The 17602-nt window shown below is 68.9% G+C and carries 13 protein-coding genes and 2 pseudogenes; 3 read left to right on the top strand and 12 right to left on the bottom strand.

Features of this window, described 5'->3' with window-relative positions; translation table 11 throughout:
• Position 1: 1 nt before the first annotated feature.
• The 10 genes and pseudogenes from NM203_RS20425 to NM203_RS20380 all read right to left on the bottom strand — a co-directional run.
• Positions 2–613 (bottom strand): annotated as a pseudogene (locus NM203_RS20425) (DUF1460 domain-containing protein); the annotation flags it as partial.
• Between the two features lie 135 nt (positions 614–748).
• A pseudogene (locus tag NM203_RS20420) lies at positions 749–1645 on the bottom strand (transglycosylase SLT domain-containing protein); the annotation flags it as partial.
• Positions 1646–1715: 70 nt separating this feature from the next.
• Entirely contained in the window at positions 1716–2132 is a 417-nt protein-coding gene (locus NM203_RS20415) for an EVE domain-containing protein (protein WP_255062150.1), read from the bottom strand.
• Positions 2133–2300: 168 nt separating this feature from the next.
• On the bottom strand, positions 2301–3722 hold the full coding sequence (locus NM203_RS20410) for a hypothetical protein (RefSeq protein ID WP_255062147.1): 1422 nt from the start codon (positions 3720–3722) through the stop codon (positions 2301–2303).
• A gap of 358 nt (positions 3723–4080) precedes the next feature.
• A complete protein-coding gene (locus tag NM203_RS20405) occupies positions 4081–6339 on the bottom strand; it encodes an ATP-binding cassette domain-containing protein (RefSeq protein ID WP_255062146.1) in 2259 nt (752 codons plus the stop codon).
• A 10-nt stretch (positions 6340–6349) separates the two neighbouring features.
• Entirely contained in the window at positions 6350–8308 is a 1959-nt protein-coding gene (locus tag NM203_RS20400; protein ID WP_255062142.1) for a serine/threonine protein kinase, read from the bottom strand.
• 39 nt (positions 8309–8347) lie between these two features.
• A complete protein-coding gene (locus NM203_RS20395; protein ID WP_255062296.1) occupies positions 8348–10225 on the bottom strand; it encodes a serine/threonine-protein kinase in 1878 nt (625 codons plus the stop codon).
• A gap of 49 nt (positions 10226–10274) precedes the next feature.
• Positions 10275–10532 carry a hypothetical protein gene (locus tag NM203_RS20390; RefSeq protein WP_255062140.1) on the bottom strand — a complete coding sequence of 86 codons (258 nt, stop codon included), beginning with the start codon at positions 10530–10532 and terminating at the stop codon, positions 10275–10277.
• Between the two features lie 90 nt (positions 10533–10622).
• Positions 10623–11810 carry an LLM class flavin-dependent oxidoreductase gene (locus tag NM203_RS20385; RefSeq protein ID WP_408633380.1) on the bottom strand — a complete coding sequence of 396 codons (1188 nt, stop codon included), beginning with the start codon at positions 11808–11810 and terminating at the stop codon, positions 10623–10625.
• Positions 11807–12676 carry an alpha/beta fold hydrolase gene (locus tag NM203_RS20380; RefSeq protein ID WP_255062135.1) on the bottom strand — a complete coding sequence of 290 codons (870 nt, stop codon included), beginning with the start codon at positions 12674–12676 and terminating at the stop codon, positions 11807–11809. The genes NM203_RS20385 and NM203_RS20380 overlap by 4 nt, the downstream gene beginning before the upstream one ends.
• Before the next feature lie 47 nt (positions 12677–12723).
• Between NM203_RS20380 and NM203_RS20375 the strand changes: the two genes are divergently transcribed.
• The gene (locus NM203_RS20375; protein ID WP_255062133.1) at positions 12724–14922 is read left to right on the top strand and encodes an acyl-CoA dehydrogenase family protein; all 2199 of its coding nucleotides are present in this window, start codon (positions 12724–12726) and stop codon (positions 14920–14922) included.
• Between the two features lie 39 nt (positions 14923–14961).
• Complete coding sequence (locus NM203_RS20370; protein ID WP_255062130.1) at positions 14962–15108, top strand: hypothetical protein; 147 nt, start codon at positions 14962–14964, stop codon at positions 15106–15108.
• Between the two features lie 4 nt (positions 15109–15112).
• Here the strand turns inward: NM203_RS20370 and NM203_RS20365 are convergent, their stop codons facing one another.
• Positions 15113–15493: a nuclear transport factor 2 family protein gene (locus NM203_RS20365; RefSeq protein WP_255062129.1), complete on the bottom strand. Its 381-nt coding sequence runs from the start codon at positions 15491–15493 to the stop codon at positions 15113–15115.
• Between the two features lie 81 nt (positions 15494–15574).
• Here NM203_RS20365 and NM203_RS20360 point away from each other — a divergent pair, with 81 nt between their 5' ends.
• On the top strand, positions 15575–16945 hold the full coding sequence (locus tag NM203_RS20360) for an APC family permease (RefSeq protein WP_255062128.1): 1371 nt from the start codon (positions 15575–15577) through the stop codon (positions 16943–16945).
• On the opposite strand, the gene NM203_RS20355 is transcribed toward NM203_RS20360, so the two are convergent.
• On the bottom strand, positions 16892–17563 hold the full coding sequence (locus NM203_RS20355; RefSeq protein WP_255062294.1) for an alpha/beta hydrolase: 672 nt from the start codon (positions 17561–17563) through the stop codon (positions 16892–16894). The two genes, NM203_RS20360 and NM203_RS20355, sit on opposite strands and share 54 nt — an antisense overlap.
• Positions 17564–17602: the final 39 nt, after the last annotated feature.

Raw genomic sequence — 17602 nt, 5'->3', positions numbered from 1 at the left:
GTCACGCGACCGGTCGCAGCACCACGATGCCTGGCACGGTTTGAAGGTAGCCGAGGAACGGCTGATCGACCACCTGGCCGTACTGGCTGAGCGACGACGCGTTGCGGAAAACGGGCCCATCGGGTCCGTTGACGAAGACGCCGACGTGCGTGACGTCGAGGCCGCCGTCCGCTGCGTACGCCCCGACGTAGTCACCGTCGCGCAGCCGGCTCAGCACGCTCGCGTCGACGCTTTCACTGGGAATGTAGGTGACCGCCCGCGGAACGACCGGCAGGCCGGGCAGGTACGTCCCGCCGACGTCCTTGGCGTTGAGGTTCTTTCCCGTCTGGATCGCGGCCGGGCTCAGGCTGGCGGTGACGTCGGTGGCGAGTTCGGGCGCGACCGCCGCCCAGTCGGTGAAGAAGTGCTTCCTGTTGGTGAACGACACGATGCCGTCGCGGTAGCGCACGGCGGTCAGGGCCGCGATGAACTCGTCGCGGGTGCCCGCTCGTTTGAGTGCCTCCACGTAGTCGGCGTAGGTGAAGCAGTCGACGCTGTCGAGGTCGACGACTAGCTCCTCGGGCACGCTCTCGGTGCCGATGAGAGTGTTTGCGCCGTAGGGAATTCCGAGGAACTGGCGGGAGAGCAGCTCGGATCGCCGCGACGTTTCGGCGGTGGAATCGGCGTTGCGCGCGGCGAGCATCCGGTCGAGCGTCGCCTCGCTCTGCGGAGAGATCCGCGCCGCGGCGGGGGACATCGCATTCCGTCCGAGGTAGTCCGCCACGGGGACCTCGGCGGCTTCGGAGTAGCCGACCGGCAGCAGGATGTCACCCATGGTGGTGTGGAAGTAGACCTGCCACCGGTGATAGGCCGGGAAGGCGGTCGCGTCGGCGGCCATCGCCGTCGCGTAGTCGTCGACGGCGCGCACGTAGTGGTCCGAGTTGTTGTAGCGGAACAACGCGCTACCGCGATTCTCGGCGAAGCCGTTCGCGGCCAGCAGTCTTCCCGCGGCCATGATGCTGTCGCGCGGCGCGGTGATGTCTCCGCCGTCGCCGTACTGGGCGAACGTTCCCGGCAGGAACTGCATGGGCCCCTGCGCTCCGGCCGGGCTCACGCCGACGATGCGGCCGAAGGCGGTTTCGACGAAGTTGATGGCCGCCAGGTAGTTCCACGCGACGCCCGTCGCGGCCTCGGCCTCCCGGTAGTAACCGAGAAGCTCGTCGGCGGGTGGGGGTGAGACGATCTGCCACGCGGGTACGACATCGCGCGCGGTGCTCAGGGCCTCGAGCTGGCGACGCGCGTCGACGTTGCGGTCGTAGGCCTCGATCAGGGGCGGCGGAATGCGCGGCCGCACGACGGCATCCCACTCGGGGTGCTCCCCGATGGCGCGATACGCCGCCTGCTGACGGTGGGCCGCCGCTGTCAGCAGTTCGTCGGACGCCGCCGGGTCGCGCAGCACGTTCTCGTCGGCGATCAGGTCGTCGGCGAGGCGGCTCGGGTCGGAGGAGAGCTCACGGGGTGCGACTACGGGTGGCGGGGAGGCTGCGGTCGAGGTCGACGGCGCGCTCGTGGCCACGGGCGGGCTCCCGCCGTCGGAGCAGCCGACAACCAGCAGCGCGATCACGGCGAAGACTGCGCCGACGCGGCCGAGCGCGCCGACGTGCACATCTGGGCTCACGTGTAGCGATCCTCCCCGTGAACGCCGAGGCCCGCACGCATTCGTGGAGAACGCCTGGCTAGCGGGACAGCAACGGTTCGATCAGCGCCAGTTCCGCCTTGCTCACCCAGGACGGATTCGCCTGTTGCGGCGACCGGAACACCTCCATCGACCTCAGTTCGGGGAGCGCGAGCAGATCGATGGCCGAAAAGGGCTCGGCAAAGAGGGGAATGCTCACCGGCACCTGCAGCCCACCGCCCTCGACGAAGACGTCACCGGTCACCCGGCCCGCTCCCCAGATGCCTCGGCGGGGATGCGCTGACACCCAGAACAGCACCCGCTGACCGGGTGCGACCAGTCGCGCACGGTAGTTGGAGGCCACGCACCACCGGGCCTTAGCCTCACCGGCTGCGAGCATGGGCTCGACGGATGTCGTACGCGGATTGCACTTGATCACCCAGGCCCCCAGGTTGTCGGGGGTGATACGTCGGTGCACGGCAACGCCTTCAGTCTCGAGGTGAGGGCGGTCAGCGACGGCTGCCCGCGCCCACGAACCGGTGCCGCCGCGATACCCGAGGAGATGCGGTGCAAACTCGACGGCGGAAAGCGGAAACCGAAAACAGGCCAGGGCGAATACCCTGGCCTGTCTTCGGACTACAGATGGTTACTCCGAGCCGCCCGAGTCGCCACCACCCGAGTCGCCGCCCGAGTCCGTGCCGGAGTCGCCGCCGGCACCGGTCGTCGCGCCACCAGTGGTGCCAGCGGCCGAATCGTCGTCGTCACCGTCGTTCGACTCACCGGAGGTGTTGCCGCCGGTGCTGCTGCCGCCGCTGGTGGAGGTGTCCTCGTCCTGGTCCTCCTCCTGGTCCTCGTCTTCGTCCTCGGCGGTCGGCGCGGCGGTCGGCGCGGTGGTGCTCCCGGTGCTCGCCGAGTCGTCGACCACCGGCGTGGTGGCGGCGGGTTCGGCCGCGGGCTCAGTGGACTCCGGGCTGGCCGACAGCGAAACCGCCTCGGGTGCAGTCGATTCGACCGCCACCAGGGTGGTGGTCGCCGAGGAGAGGCCGAGGTCGGTCGGCTCGGACGCCGCCACCTTCGCCGTCGTCACGACCGGGGGAGCCTGCGGCGTGGCGTTCAGTGCGGTCGCGATCGCGTTCGGCACGTCGACGAGGAAGTAGTCGAAGAAGCCGTTCGGGCTGAGCAACCCCGCGAACGGTGACCGGCTCGGGAAGTCCGGCACGTACCCGTTGAGGAACGCGTCGACGAACCCGATCGGAGCGCTCAGCAGCTCGCTGAGGGCGCCCTCGACGTCACCGGCCTTGAAGGAGGCCTGCACGTGGTCGAGCGTCTCCGCGACGAACAGCGTCGCGGTGATGGGGGCGACGAGCAGCGCCCTGGTGAGGCCGGTGGCGATGCCGCGGGTGAACACCGCATCGGCCAGGTTCGCGAGCACCCCGCCGCCGGGAATGGCCGCGAGGGTGTCACCGGGGATGGAGAAGATCGGGAACAGCGGGCCGCCCGGCCGCTCCAGCAGCTGCACGAGGAAGTAGATGTTGACCTCGCTGAAGGCCTCGACGAACTGACCGGTCTGCAGATAGCCCAGGGTGTTCTGCAGGATGGTCGGGAAGTTCTGCAGGTTGGTGTTGAGGATGGCCGTCGAGCTCGCCAGGGCATCGGTGATACGGCCTATGGGGAAGCTCTGCAGGACCGACAGCAGCGCCTGCGGGTTGGTCGCATTCGCCGTGATGAGCTCGGCGAACTCGGCGTAGATCGCCGAGTTGCCCAGCCCCTCGAGCAGCGAGGTCGACGCGGCCGGAATGCCGGTGCCCAGCAGATTCAGGTTGGTCAGCGTCTTGGTGAGCGTCTCCTGCAGCACGACGAGCGGGTTGACGACCGCGTTCAGCTCGACGGCGCGGTGCGTGATCTCCGCTGCCAGAGGGGTGGGCGTCGGCGTGACGGGGTTGATCGCCAAGACGCCGGCGGTCGCCGCCGCGATGCCGGCCACCACGAATGTGGTGCTACGGCTCGGCGACGAGGAACGGGCCGACGGGATGTCCACATCCATGTCGGCGCTAAGGGCTTGCTGCACGGTTTCTCCTGTGGTGCGGTGCGGGATGCCAATTGGCAGTCGAACATTAGCTGAGGCTTACCTGATGAACAATAGGTATGCCTAACCTAGATAGAGCGCGGAGACGGCGGTTTCAGTGACGCCTCTCAAACTCGCCCGCACGGCGATTTGCCAGGTGAGAGGACCTGCTTCGCGTTGCTGAGAACCCGGTGGTGCAAAGCGGGAGAAAATTTGCGCCGGTGTCAAGGTCTCAGCCGGTAGACAGCGCACGTTCGAAAACGGGTCCGCACACCCGGCGCTAGGGCCCGGGCCGCGCGCGTTTGCCGAATCGTGCGCCGATTCAGTAGGGCCGTGGGATGAACAGGCCCCAGCACCGCCGCTACGCGCCGGGTCGTCGTGGCCGGATCCGCCACCGCGCCAACGCCGCGTAGAACACGCCGAGCACCGCCAGCATCGCGATGTCGAGTAGCCACGCCGATGCGGTGTGCAGCCAGAGGTCGTCCCTCGCGATCTTCGGCACGACGGTCGTCAGGTCCGCGGTTGACGCCGTCGCCGCCAGCCCCCACCGGGACGGGCTGAGCCAGGACAGCGGCTCGATCAGCCGATCGGTCATCGACACCATGCCGCCCGCGAACACGATCTGCGCCATGAGCACCGCCACCGTCAGCGGCAACACCTGGTGACCGGTCCGCGCGACAGTGGACACCAGCAGGCCGAGGACCATGGAGGTCACGCATGTCGCTGAGAGCGCCACGAACAGTTCCACCGTCGGGTCGCCGAGCACGCTCGCACCCGGAGGCGAGCCCCGCACCGCGGTGACGATCGCCACCAGGACCGCCGATTGCAGCACGCCGATCACGCCGAGTACCAGGATCTTCGATGCGAGGTAGGCCGTCGTCGACAACCCGGTGGCCTGTTCGTGCCGGAAGATCGGACGCTCGCCGACGAGTTCGCGAACCGACAGCGACGTGCCCATGAAGAACGCGCAGAGGTTCATGAAGCCGAGGATCTGTTTCGTCTCGAAACCTCCCGTCCCGCCGGGCTGCGACGCCCTCAAACCGGTGTCTCCGGCGATGGCGAGCGGCAGCAGCCCGATCACAAACGGAAGCGCGACGAGGAAGGCGAGGTGTCCGCGGTTGGCGACGATCAGCTGCAGATGCCTGCGAGCCAGCACGGCAACCTGGCGCCGGACGGGCGGTCGGGTGCGTCGGTCCGTGACGACGGCCGCAGCGGGAGCGGTGCGCGCCGCCGGGTGTTCGGTGCGGGCGAAGTACCGCCGCTGGGCGCCGTCGGGATCCGCGCTGACGGCGGCGTAGATGTCCGCCCAGTCGGTGGCGCCCATCGTCTCGCCGACCTGACCGGGCGAGCCCCGGTACGCCAGCCTTCCGCCGGGAGCGAGCAACAGCACCTGGTCGCATGCGTCGAGACACATCAGCGAGTGGGTCACCACGATGACGACTCGGCCGGCGTCGGCGAGTTCGCGCAGCATCGACATGACCTGTTGGTCCAGCGCGGGATCCAGGCCGGTCGTCGGTTCATCGAGCACCAGCAGCGACGGGCCGGTCAACAGTTCGATGCCGATGCCGACGCGCGTACGCTGCCCGCCCGAGAGCATGTCGACGCGGGTATCGGCGTGCGGTGTCAGCCGGAGTTCCTCGAGTACCTGTGAAATCGCCTGTTGCCGTTCGGATTCAGTGGTGTCCGGCGGCATCCGCAGTTGTGCTGCGTAATCCAGCGCCTGCCTGACGGTCAGCAGTCCATGCACGACGTCGTCCTGCGGAACGATGCCGACCCGTCCGCGCAGCGAGGCGTACTCGGCGTGCAGATCGCGGCCCTCGAACGACACGGAACCCGCCAACGGCCGCGCGAGCCCGACGACCACGTTCGCGAGCGTGGACTTCCCGGAACCCGACGGGCCGATCACCGCTGTCAGCGTGCCCGCAGCGGCGGAGAACGAGACGCGGTCCAGCAGTGTCTTGTCGCCCGCGACGGTCAGGCTCACGTCGCGCACGTCGAGACCGCTGGTCGCGGCCGCCGGCTCCACCTTCCGCGTGAGTTGTCCACCGGCGTAGACGAAGTCGACATTTCCTATCGTCACGACGTCGTGGTCCTGCAGTGGAGCGTCGCGCACGGGTGCGCCGTTGACGAACGTCCCGGTGAAGCGGTCGGCCTGCTGGATGCGGGGGCCCCGTGCGGTCAGGACCACCGTGGCGTGGTGGCTGGAGGCCAGCACGTCCGGCACGACGATGTCGTTGTCGGATCCGCGGCCGATCCGGATCGTGGCGCCGTCCACGGGTTTGGTCGTGATCACCGTCGGCCGGTCGTCGGGTTCCGCGGTCACGTCGAAGCTCAGCCGGGGTCCGTCGGGGTCGCCGATGTTGATGGTCTCGCCGCCGCGGATGTCCACCGTCTGGACGCGCTGACCGCCGACGTACACACCGTTGAAGCTGTTGTCGTCGAAAGCCGTCCAGTGGCCGTCGCGGCAGCGCAGGATGAGGTGCGACCGCGACACCCCCGGATGGGGAATGCGGATGTCGGCGCGCACGTCGCGCCCGATCACCACGTCTCGGCCCGGTGGAAAGGTGCGCTGCCATCCGCCGACGCGGACGGTCACGGCGGGCCATGTCGAATCACTCATCCGGGTACCGCTAATCGCCTGTGCGCGTTAAGGTCTCGGTGTACGTCATATCGACCGCGCAACTGCCCGTCTGCACCCACCTGCCGGTGCCACTGAGCGCTGCGATGGGGTTCTGCGGAGGTTCGGGGAGCGGGAAGGAGATGTCGGTGGTCAACTGCGAGATGTCGCCGCTCGGGCAGGGCCCCTCGGTGCGGTCGGTGACCGTCCACTTCCCGCTGTCGAAAACGAGCGGGAGATCGCCCGATGCGAGCACGAAGTACGTCATGCACGAATCGCCCGTGCGAAGGCAGTACGTGACCGCCGACGAGTCATCCTGCAGCGCGGGGATACTCGGGATCGAATAGGTGCGGGTCAAGTGGTAGCGGCCTCTCAGCGCCTCGGCGGGGGACACCACTCGAGCCGGGAGTTCGGCGGGGTCGGGTAAGCCGAAGAAGTCGGCGGTGACGTCGACATCGCCGGTGCGAGTGAAGGTGACGTCGCGCTTCTCGGCGCACTGGTTGAGCGTCATCCTGATGTGCTCACCGGCGAGTGTGCCGTCGGGGCGGGGTGTCAGCCGGAACACCTGCCAGGTGTCGGTCGTGACGCCCCGGCAGATCCCGGGCGCGACGGTCACGGCCAGCCAGTGGTCGCCCACTTCGTCGAATACCACTGACGGCGCGAGGAACTCGGCGCCGTTCCGCATTGACGAGGTGGCGACGCAGCCGTTGTCCGCGCATACCGAGCGGACACCGAAGGTGCCCGTCGAGGGTCCGCCGCCGGGTGGCACGGCACCGTCGAGATTGGTGGCGCGGGCGAAGTCGGCGCGATACACCCCCGTGAACGGCCCGGTGTTCGGCGGCGGACCGGTGACGCTCGGTGGCTGCGCGCCACTCGGCGGGGACGTCGCGGTGACGGGTTCGTCGGAGTTCCCGGTCAGCGTCAGCGCGGCGAACACGGCGGCGGCCACCAGGAGCACGGCGCCGACCACCGCGCCCATGACGAGCAGCGGTCGCTTCGACGGCGCTCCCGGCCGGACGTCTGCGAGCGCGGTGGGCGCCTCGCTACTGGACTGCCAGGGCTGCGTCAACGGCGCGGGAGCCGGCCGCCGCGGTCCCGTGTCGGGATACGGCAGCACAGCCGGCGTCGGCGAGATTCCCGGATCGGTCGGTCGCTCCACGGCTCGCTGCGCGGCCGCCGCCAGTTCCACCGCGGAGCCGTAGCGGTCGGAGGGTTGTTTGGCCAAACCCGTCGCGATGACGTCGTCGAGCGCCGTCGGGACGGTGTCGTGTTCCTGCGATGGACTCGGCGGCGGTGCCACCATGTGCCCGACCGCGACCTGTTCCAGTGTGGTTCCGGGGAACGGTACGTCGCCCGTCAAGCACTGGTAGAGCACGCATGCGAGCGCGTACACGTCCGCACTCGGGTGGGTCTCCGCGGAGCTGAAGCGTTCCGGAGCCATGTAGGCCCAGGTGCCGATGGTGGTGTCGGCGGCGGTCAGCACGGTGTCGGTCGTGCTGCGGGCGATGCCGAAGTCGATGAGATACGCGAAATCGGCGCCGGAACCGGAGTCGGTGACGAGGATGTTGGACGGTTTGACGTCGCGGTGCACAAGTCCGTTCCGATGCGCGTGATGCAGTGCCGATGCGATCTGGTCGATGATCCGTACGGCGCGAACGGGTTCCAGCGGACCGTCGGCGAGTATGGCCTGCAGATCCCGGCCCTTGATGAGGCGCATCGTCACGTAGAGACGTCCGTCGATCTCGCCGACGTCGTAGATCGGCACGATGTGCGGATCGTCGAGTCGCGCGGCGGCGCGGGCCTCGCGGCGGAATCGCGTCTCGAATTCGGGATCCTGCGCGTAGTGGGGGAGCAACATCTTGATGGCCACCACGCGGTCGATGGTGGTGTCGTGAGCCCGCCAGACTTCGCCCATGCCGCCGCGTCCCAGCAGTTCGATCAGCTGGTAGCGGCCGAATGAGGAGCCCTCCACCGGCTCACCATAACGATCGCTGCGAGGGTGCGTAGTCAATCAATCACCGGTCCGCGTCATCGTTTCGGTGAACTCGACCTCGGCGGCACACGGCGCGGACTGATCCTGTCGCCCGGAGCCGTTGAGTTCCGGAATCGGTGTCTGCGCCGGGGCGGGCAGCGGGTACCGGCCGGTCTTCTTGACGTGCATCGTCGCGCCACGGCACACGACGTCGGTCTCGGTGAACAGCGCCCACGCGTCCTTGTCGAACACCAGTGGGTTGGCCTCACCGTTCGGACCCCACATGAAGCTGATGCAGCGGTCGCCGGTACGCACGCAGTGGGTGTTCACGCGATAGGTGGCCTGCTGCTGCTGGCCGACCCGCGGGAACGTCCGCGTCTGCAGGTACTCGCCCCACAGGCCTTCGGCGGGCGAGCGCACCCGCGGCGCGAGCGACGCCGGATCCGGCAGGCTCTCGACATCGACATCGCCTGTGCGGGTGAGCGTTACGGTGCGCTTCATCAGGCAGTCGTTGCCTGTCAGCGACATGAACTCGCCCGCCAGTCTGCCGTCGGGTTGTGGTCGCAGTGACATCACCTCCCAGGCTTCGGTGGCCTGATCGGTCTTGCACGGCACCGCGCTGAGGCCGACGGCGAACCAGCGGTCGCCGATCCGGTCGAGGACGAACGGTTTCGCGTAGGCCACGGTGCCTTCGAGTCGGGTCGCGTTCGCAACGCATCCCGTCGGCAGGCACGTCGAGCGGATCGCGAACCTGTCCGAGGCTTTGGACGGATCGGGTCCCGGCACGTCGTTGAGGTGGGTGATCGGACCGAAATCGGCCCGGTACAGGCCGGTCAGCGGACCGGTGTTCGGCGGCGGCCCGGTGGGTGTCGGTGCCGGCAGCGCAGCCGATTGTTCAGTGGCGGTGGTGGTTCGGCTCTCCTCGGAGGGTCTCGCGGCGATGAAGACGCCGCCCGCGATCAGAGCGGTGACCGCGAGCAGTGCACCGATCAGGATTGCGGTCCGCCGGCGGGATCGGCCGGCGACCACGGTCGGCGGATCCGTCGCAGCGGGCCCGCCCGAGGGCGACCAGGTCTGCGCGTACGCCGGGTCCGGACGAGCGATCGGCGCGGTGATGGCTCGCTGCGCCGCGCTGGCGAGGTCGACGGTGGTCGGATACCGGTCGGCGGGTCGCTTGGCCAGACCGACGGCGACGACGTCGTCGAGCGCGGTCGGAATGGCGACGTGGCCGTGCGACGGTCTCGGCGGCGGCACCACCATGTGCGCTCCCGCGACCTGCTCGAGCGTGTCGCCGGGGAACGGCACTCCGCCGGTGAGGCACTGGTAGAGCACGCAGGCCAGGGCGTAGACGTCGGAACTCGGCGCGATGTCACCGGTGCTGAAGCGTTCCGGCGCCATGTAGGCCCACGTGCCGACGGCGGAACTCGCCGACGTCAACGCCGAGTCACCCGCGGAGCGCGCGATGCCGAAGTCGATGAGATACGCGAAGTCGTTCTCGCCCACCAGGATGTTCGACGGTTTCACGTCGCGGTGTACCAGGCCCTCCTGGTGCGCGTGGTGCAGGGCCGAGGCGATCTGCTCGACGATCCGCACCGCGCGCGCCGGCTCCAGGGGGCCCGCGCTCAGCAGGCTGAGGAGGTCCCGGCCCGAGATCAACCGCATCATCACGTAGAGGCGTCCGTCGATCTCGCCGACGTCGTAGATCGGCACGATGTGCGGATCGTCGAGCCGTGCGGCCGCGCGTGCTTCACGGCGGAACCGTTCGGTGAAATCGGGGTCCTGTGCGTAGTGCGGCAGCAGCGTCTTGATGGCGACTTCGCGGTCGATGGCGGTGTCGTGGGCCCGCCAGACTTCGCCCATGCCGCCGCGTCCCAGCAGTTCGATCAGCTGGTAGCGGCCGAACGCCGTCCCCTCCACGGGCTCACGATCACCCACCGCACTCACCCTCTTCCGGCCGCTGCTGGTGTCAGGGCTGCTTGTAGCGGCGCAGGAAGACGAACGCGTTGACCGCGGCGAGCCCACCGATGACGAGCGTCCACACCAGCGAGAAGATCAGCGAGAACGCCGACAGGCCGTAGCTCGAGAACGCGATCGCCGAGTAGGCCAGCCAGAACAGGCGCCACACCACCCAGAGCAGCGTCACACCGGACAGGATGCCGATGACGAGCGCGTAGTTCTTGTCCATCCGGTTGACCTGCTCCTGGTAACGGCTGAGGACGTTCATGGGTGTTCCTTTCGTCATGCACCACGCGTTCGGTGGTGTCATGACGAGAACCTCATCGCGCCGGACCGGCTACCGATCCCAAGAACCCGGTCACGGTGCGGCCTGTCTGGCCTCCCGCTCGGCGGCGTGGTCGTCGATCGCCTTGCCGATCGCGTGCGCAGCCCGGTCGACGAACTGCGTGCCGCTCCCGACGACCCAGTCGTGCGACGTGGCCGGGCCGGCCAGCTGACCAGTGAAGTGGGGCAGCACGTACTCGGCGAACAGTTCGTAGCTGCGGAGCTTGGCGTCGGGCCTGGCCCAGTCCTGATCGAACAGGAGGAACGCGCCGAAGCCCCCGTTACTCGCCTCGACGAGTTCGGAGATCTTCTCGATCGCGTCCTGCGGTGTGCCGATCACCGCGAAGCCGTGATCGCGATTGTTGGCCACGATCTCGGCGGGGGTGTCGCCCTGCACCGGACCCGCGGGCAGGATGTGTTTGAAGTAGCGGGAGAACTGCGCGATGCCGTACTCGACGTCGCGCGCCGCCTCCTCCCTGGTTTCGGCGAGATGCATCGGCCCCACCAGACGCCACTTCGAGCGGTCGGCGACGTGGCCGTGCTCGGCGGCCACCTCCTCCCAGGTCGCCCAGTGGTGGGCCAGCATGTCCATACCCTGCTTCGCGGTGGCCGCGATCGACAGCATGCCGACGCCGTGCTTGCCCGCGCCGCGCGGTCCGGTGGGGGAGAAGGACGCCGCGACCGCGACGTCGAAAAGCGGGTCGCTGTAGGGCTTCAGCTGGAGACACGCGTCCTGCAGGGTGAAGCCGTCCGTCGTCATGGTGACCGTCTCACCGCGCAGCAGCCGCATGATGGCCTCGAGGCACTGCTCCATTCGCGGCCGCTGCTCGTCGGCGGGGATGCCCAGCATGTGCGCGTCCGACGTCAGCTGGCCGGGGCCGCAGCCGAGCATCACCCTCCCCCGGCTGAGGTGATCGAGCAGCACCATCCGGTCGGCCAGCATCAGAGGGTTGTGATACGGCAGCGAACTGACCCCGGTGCCGAGCTTGATGTGCTTGGTGCGCTCGGCGGCGACGGCGATGAACACCTCGGGCGAGGCGATGATCTCGAACCCGGCCGAGTGGTGCTCGCCGATCCAGGCCTCGTGGAAGCCGAGCCGGTCCATCGCGACGATCAGGTCGAGATCCCGCTCGAGGGCGAGGGTCGGATTCTGGCCGACGGGGTGGAAGGGGGCCATGAAGTTTCCGAAGCGCATGCGGCCATTCTGACCCGGCGTGCTCATCGTGCGTGGCGAACCAGGAACTCCACCACCGCGTCGGCGAACAGGTCGTTTCGATCGCCCGCGACCATGTGCCCCGCGCCGCCGACATCGACGAACTCGACGGCGGGGAAGCGGGCGAGGAACGCCTGCGCACGATCCTCGGTCACCAGGTCGCTCATCTGGCCGCGCACCAGCAGCATCGGCACCCCGTCGCGCAGGATGGCGTCCACGGCGGCGTGGCAGCGGTCGACCTCGGTCACCTCGACGGGCGGCAGCGCCGACGTGCCGTCGATGAACTTCGGGTCCCAGTGCCAGAAGAACCGGCCGTCGCGCTCGCGCAGGTTCGCGCGCAGCCCGTCGAGGTCGGTGGGCCTCGGACGATGCGGGTTGTAGGCCTGCACGGCGTCGGCCACCTCGTCGAGGGAGCCGAAGCCCGACGTCATCCGGTCGTGCATGAAGTCGTGAATCCGCGACGCCCCCGACGGGTCCATGTCGGGAACGATGTCGACCAGCACCACGGCGCGCACCGTGTTCGGCGCCAGCTCACCGGCGAGCAGCATCGACGTGAAGCCGCCTAGCGAGGCGCCGACGAGAACGGGTCGCGGCGGGAGGGCGGACAACACGTCGATGACGTCGGCGGCGAACGTGGTGACCCGGTAGTCGCCCTCGTCGGACCAGTCCGATTCGCCGTGCCCGCGGAAGTCGACGGTGACCGCCTGCCAGTCGCGCGCCGCCACCGCGGCGGCCGCCTTTCCCCAGGAGCGCCGGGTCTGCCCGCCGCCGTGCAGGAACACCACCGCGGGCGCGTCCGGATCGCCGAGCCGATCGGACACGATCCGAACGCCGTCGTCGCGAACGGTGCTGAACGGCGTAGGTGCCACACTCATCGGAACAGCATGCGCGATGCGCAGCCGAACACGAGAGGGGATGGCCGATGCCCGTCGGTGTCACCGATGAACAGCGGGAGCTCGCCGAGGCGGTGGCGGCGTTCGCGTCGCGCCACGCACCGCTCGACAAGACCCGCGCGTCGCTCGATGCGCTCGCGGCCGGTGAGCTGCCGCAGTGGTGGGACGAGTTCGTCGCGAACGGGTTCCACGCCGTGCACCTCGCAGACGACGTCGGCGGCCAGGGCGGCACCCTCGCGGACACCGCGTGCGTCGTCGAGGCCGCCGCGACGGCGCTGCTGCCCGGTGTCGTCACCGCGACGGTCGTCGCAGGCGCGGTGGCGACGCTCGCCGACGACACCCCGGCCGCGCGGCGGGTCCTCGGCCGACTCGCGGCGGGGACGCCTGCGGCGGTGGTGCACACCGACGGGTTCGAGCTGACCGACGGCGTGCTCAGCGGCGCCTCCACGCCGACGCTCAGCGTGTGCGCGGCGGGCCTGCTGCTGGTCGCCGCGCACGACGGCGACGCCGTCGTCTGGTGTGTCGTCGACCCGGCGGACCCCGCGGTCACCGTCGACCCCCGGCGCGGCACGGACCTGACCACCGACGTGGGCGTCGTCCGGGTCGCGGGGCTCACCGTCACCGAACTCCTGACCGGCATCGGCGAGGCGCGCGCCCGATGCGTCTCGACGGCGCTGCATGCGAGCGCCGCCTCCGGCCTGCTCCGGTGGTGCGTCGACGCCGTGACCGAGCACCTCCGCACCCGTGAACAGTTCGGCAAGCCGATCGGCACGTTCCAGGCACTGCAGCATCAAGCGGCGATGCTGCTCGTCAACAGCGAGCTCGCCACGTCGGCCGCCTGGGACGCCGTCCGGGCGCTCGACGAGTCGCCGACACAGCAGCGCATCGCGGCCGCCGGTGCCGCCCTCGTCGCGGTGGCGCCCGCCGCGGAACTGGTGCTCGACGCGCTCACGATGTTCGGGGCGATCGGCTTCACCTGGGAGCACGACCTGCACCTGTACTGGCGGCGGGCGATCAGCCTCGGTGCGTCGCTGGGTCCGGCGAACCGGATCGCCACCGAGTTGGGCGATCTCACCCGCGGCGAGAGTCGGGACGCGGCAATGAAACTCGGCGACGTCGAGCCCGAGTTCCGCGCGCGAGTGGCCGCGGTGCTCGACGAGGCGCTCACCCTGGAGAACGACGGTGTGGCGAAGCAGGGTGACTACGCCAACCTCGCCACCGGCCCCCAGCGCACGCTGATCGCCGAGGCCGGTCTGATCCAGCCGCACTGGCCGGCGCCGTGGGGCGTCGACGCAACCCCCGTGCAGCAACTCATCATCGACGAGGAGTTCGAGAAGCGCCCGAGCCTGGTGCGACCGTCGCTGAACATCGCCGAGTGGGTGCTGCCGACGCTGCTGTCGGGCGCCTCGCAGGACGTTCAGGCCCGGTTGGTCCCGTCGACGATGCGCGGCGAAACGCTGTGGTGTCAGCTGTTCAGCGAGCCGGGTGCCGGCTCCGACCTCGCGTCGCTGACGACCAGGGCGAGCCGCGTCGACGGTGGCTGGCGGGTCAACGGACACAAGATCTGGACGTCGTCAGCCCAGTGGGCCGACTTCGGTGCACTGCTGGCGCGCACCGATCCCGACGCGCCGAAACACCGCGGCATCGGCTACTTCGTCGTCGACATGCGCTCCGAAGGCGTTGAGCTGGAACCGATTCGGACCGCGACCGGCGATGCGCACTTCAACGAGGTGTTCCTCCGCGACGTCTTCGTACCCGACGAGATGCTGCTCGGCGGGCCGACGGACGGCTGGAGCCTGGCCATCGCCACCATGGCCCAGGAGCGCGTCGCCATCAGCGGCTACGTCAATTTCGATCGGTCGCCGGATCTACGCAGACTCGCCAATTCCGAAGGCGTCGAGCATGATCCGGTGTGTCGTGCGCTCGGTGAACTCGACGCCTACGGCAACGCGATCAAGGCGCTCGCCGTGCGCGAAGTGACTCGGCTCATCGACGGCCAGGCGGCGGGACCGGCCTCCAGCATCGCCAAGGTGGCGATGAACGTCATGCTGCGTCGCGCCGCAACGGCGACGCTCGCGCTCACCGCGCCGATGGCACTGGTCGACGACGACTCCTCTGAAGTGGTCGAGCACTACCTGCACCTGCCCGCCGAACTCATCGGCGGCGGTACCAAAGAGATTCAGCTCAACATCATCGCCCAGATGATTCTGGGCCTGCCGCGCAAGTAAGCGGTGCGTGAAGCGCCCGGCAGCGGGTAGCCCGCCCGCATGACCGATCCGAAGAACGACGACCACGACGACACGACCGCCGACGACCCGCCGCCCGGACCGACGGACCAGGGCCGAACGGGCGGGATGGCCACCCGCGAGGTTGCGCCCGATGTGGCGACCAGTGGCGAGGAGCCGCCGGACTGACGGATCAGTGCTTGGAGGCGACCAGGAACGCCGCGGTGTCGTAGTACGTGCGGAAGGCGTCGATCGTGTCACCTCGTGCCTCAAGCACGCTCACGCCCTCGTACTGGAAGTCGGCACCGTCCCGCAGCGACCCCTTCGACGTCCACTCCAGATACGCCAGCCCGTCGCCCGTCGTCTGATGCCGGAACTCGGCCTCGATGTCGTTGAACACATCGCGGTACTGCTGCCAGAAGAGGCGAGCGCCGTCTTGGCCGCGCTCACCGTGTGGTACTCCGGCCTTGTCGAGCGTCGCGTCATCGGAAAACAGCTCGACGAGCGGTTCGACGTCCCGATCACGGTGTAGTTGCTCGAGTGCGGTCACGAAGCGCTGCGTCAGATCGTCCATATCCCACCGGTACCCGGCACGCACCGGATCACACGTTGAACGGCGATGAATAGCAGGCGGCAGACGGGGTACCGCGCCGCGATGACTTCGGATGCGGCGGTGCGCGAACCGGCTGCCGAGAAGCTGAGCCGGCGCATTACCGGACCACTGCTGTTCCTCTTCATTCTCGGAGATGTGCTCGGTGCCGGCGTGTACGCGTTGATGGGGGAGCTCTCGAACGACGTCGGCGGCGCGCTGTGGGCACCCCTACTGGTGGCTCTCCTGCTCGCATTGCTCACGGCGGGCTCGTACGCCGAGTTGGTGACGAAGTATCCGGAAGCGGGCGGCGCCGCGGTGTTCGCCGAGCGGGCGTTCCGACACCCCATCGTGTCCTTCCTGGTCGGGTTCTGCATGCTGGCCGCCGGGGTGACGAGCGCTGCAGGGCTCGCGATCGCCTTCGCGGGCGATTACCTGACGACGTTCATCGACGTTCCGGCGGTACCCGCCGCCATGGTGTTCCTCCTGCTGGTCGCCGCGTTGAACGCCAGGGGGATCAGCGAGTCGGTCAAGAGCAACGTCGTGATGACCGTCATCGAACTCACCGGACTCATCATCGTGATCGTGGCGGTGGCGTTCATGGTCGGGGCGGGCCGCGGTGACGTGGGCCGAGTCGTCGAACTCCCAGACGGCAGCACCCCCGCGCTGGCGGTTCTCGGCGGTGCCATCGTGGCGTACTACTCGTTCGTGGGTTTCGAGACCTCCGCGAACGTCGCCGAGGAGATTCGCGAACCGAGCAGGATCTATCCGAGGGCGCTGTTCGGCGCGCTGCTCACCGCTGGCGTGGTGTACGCGTTGGTGGGGATCGCAAGCGCCATCGCACTGCCGTCCGAGGACCTGTCCGCGTCCTCCGGGCCGCTGCTGTCGGTCGTGGCCGCCTCCGGATTCGGGGTGCCGGATCGGGTGTTCAGCGCGATCGCCCTCATCGCCGTCGCCAACGGCGCGCTCCTCACCATGATCATGGCGAGCCGACTCGCCTATGGAATGGCCGAACACGGCCTGCTTCCGGGTGCACTGAGCAGAGTGCTGCCTGGACGGCGCACGCCGTGGGTGGCGATCGTCGCGACGACCGGGGTCGCCGTACTCCTGACCCTCGTCGGCGATCTCTCGACGCTCGCGGAGACCGTCGTCCTCCTGTTGCTGTTCGTCTTCATCTCCACCAACACGGCCGTGCTGGTGCTGCGCCGAGACCGCGTGGAGCACAGTCACTTCCGCGTGTGGTCCGCGGTGCCGCTGCTGGGGGTGCTGTCCTGCGTGCTGCTGCTGTCTCAGCAGACCGCGAAAGTGTGGCTGTTCGCCGCAGCCCTGTTGGCACTCGGGGTGCTGCTGTACCTGCCTGCCAGGCTGGTGGCGCGAAAGGACTCAGCGGCAGATGAACTTGGCGATCAGCACCGCGACGTCCGAGGCGACGGCTAGCGTCGCCTCGTCGTCGGCGTACTCGTAGCGATCCTCGGATGCGTCGTAGCGCGCACCGGCGATCGCACCGTGGTCGGTGTCGATGTCGACGATGCTGACCGGCCAACTCGCCTGCTCCAGCGCAGACGCGAAACCGCTGCTCACATCGGCGGACACCACATCGTCGAGGCGTCCGTGCAGCAGCGTGAAGACACCGTCGGCACGCGAGGTGGCGGCAGCCTCACCGACCAACCCGCCGGTGATCGGGCCCGGCACGGTGAAAGCCCCTGCGAGACAGACGGTGTGCGAGACGGCTACGCCGAAGTCGGTCGCGTGAATCGTCAGATCGGCCGCCGCGAGACCGCCCATCGACCAGCCGACGAGGACGATGCCGGAGGGGTCGGCACGGACCTGCGCGAACGCCGCGGACTGCAGCAGATCCGCCCGGCCGCCGTCGCAGGCGTGGGAGTCCCAGTCCGGAACCACGACGTCGAGTCCGTGTCGGGCCAGCGCCTCGGCGAGCCGGCGGACCGATGCGCGCGCGTTGGATTGCATGCCGTGCCACAGCAGAACGGTCTCACCCGTCGGGTCGCCGTAGAGGTCGACGCCACGGCCCGGTGCGTACTCCAGATTCGCCATCTTCCCGGTGTTCCCGAAAACGTAGGCGATCACCCCATA

The sequence above is a fragment of the Mycolicibacterium arenosum genome (assembly GCF_024320865.1).
Classification (GTDB): domain Bacteria; phylum Actinomycetota; class Actinomycetes; order Mycobacteriales; family Mycobacteriaceae; genus Mycobacterium; species Mycobacterium arenosum.
The sequence above is the reverse complement of the archived record's forward strand: the minus strand, read 5'-3'. Positions and strand labels throughout refer to the sequence as shown.

Excerpts from the sequence above, each read along its gene's own strand:
- NM203_RS20375 (WP_255062133.1), top strand. The coding sequence starts at position 12,724 with ATGCCCGTCGGTGTCACCGATGAACAGCGGGAGCTCGCCGAGGCGGTG.
- NM203_RS20405 (WP_255062146.1), bottom strand. The coding sequence starts at position 6,339 with ATGAGTGATTCGACATGGCCCGCCGTGACCGTCCGCGTCGGCGGATGG.
- NM203_RS20385 (WP_408633380.1), bottom strand. The coding sequence starts at position 11,810 with ATGAGCACGCCGGGTCAGAATGGCCGCATGCGCTTCGGAAACTTCATG.
- NM203_RS20370 (WP_255062130.1), top strand. The coding sequence starts at position 14,962 with ATGACCGATCCGAAGAACGACGACCACGACGACACGACCGCCGACGAC.
- NM203_RS20355 (WP_255062294.1), bottom strand. The coding sequence starts at position 17,563 with ATGGCGAATCTGGAGTACGCACCGGGCCGTGGCGTCGACCTCTACGGC.
- NM203_RS20380 (WP_255062135.1), bottom strand. The coding sequence starts at position 12,676 with ATGAGTGTGGCACCTACGCCGTTCAGCACCGTTCGCGACGACGGCGTT.
- NM203_RS20360 (WP_255062128.1), top strand. The coding sequence starts at position 15,575 with ATGACTTCGGATGCGGCGGTGCGCGAACCGGCTGCCGAGAAGCTGAGC.
- NM203_RS20390 (WP_255062140.1), bottom strand. The coding sequence starts at position 10,532 with ATGAACGTCCTCAGCCGTTACCAGGAGCAGGTCAACCGGATGGACAAG.
- NM203_RS20365 (WP_255062129.1), bottom strand. The coding sequence starts at position 15,493 with ATGGACGATCTGACGCAGCGCTTCGTGACCGCACTCGAGCAACTACAC.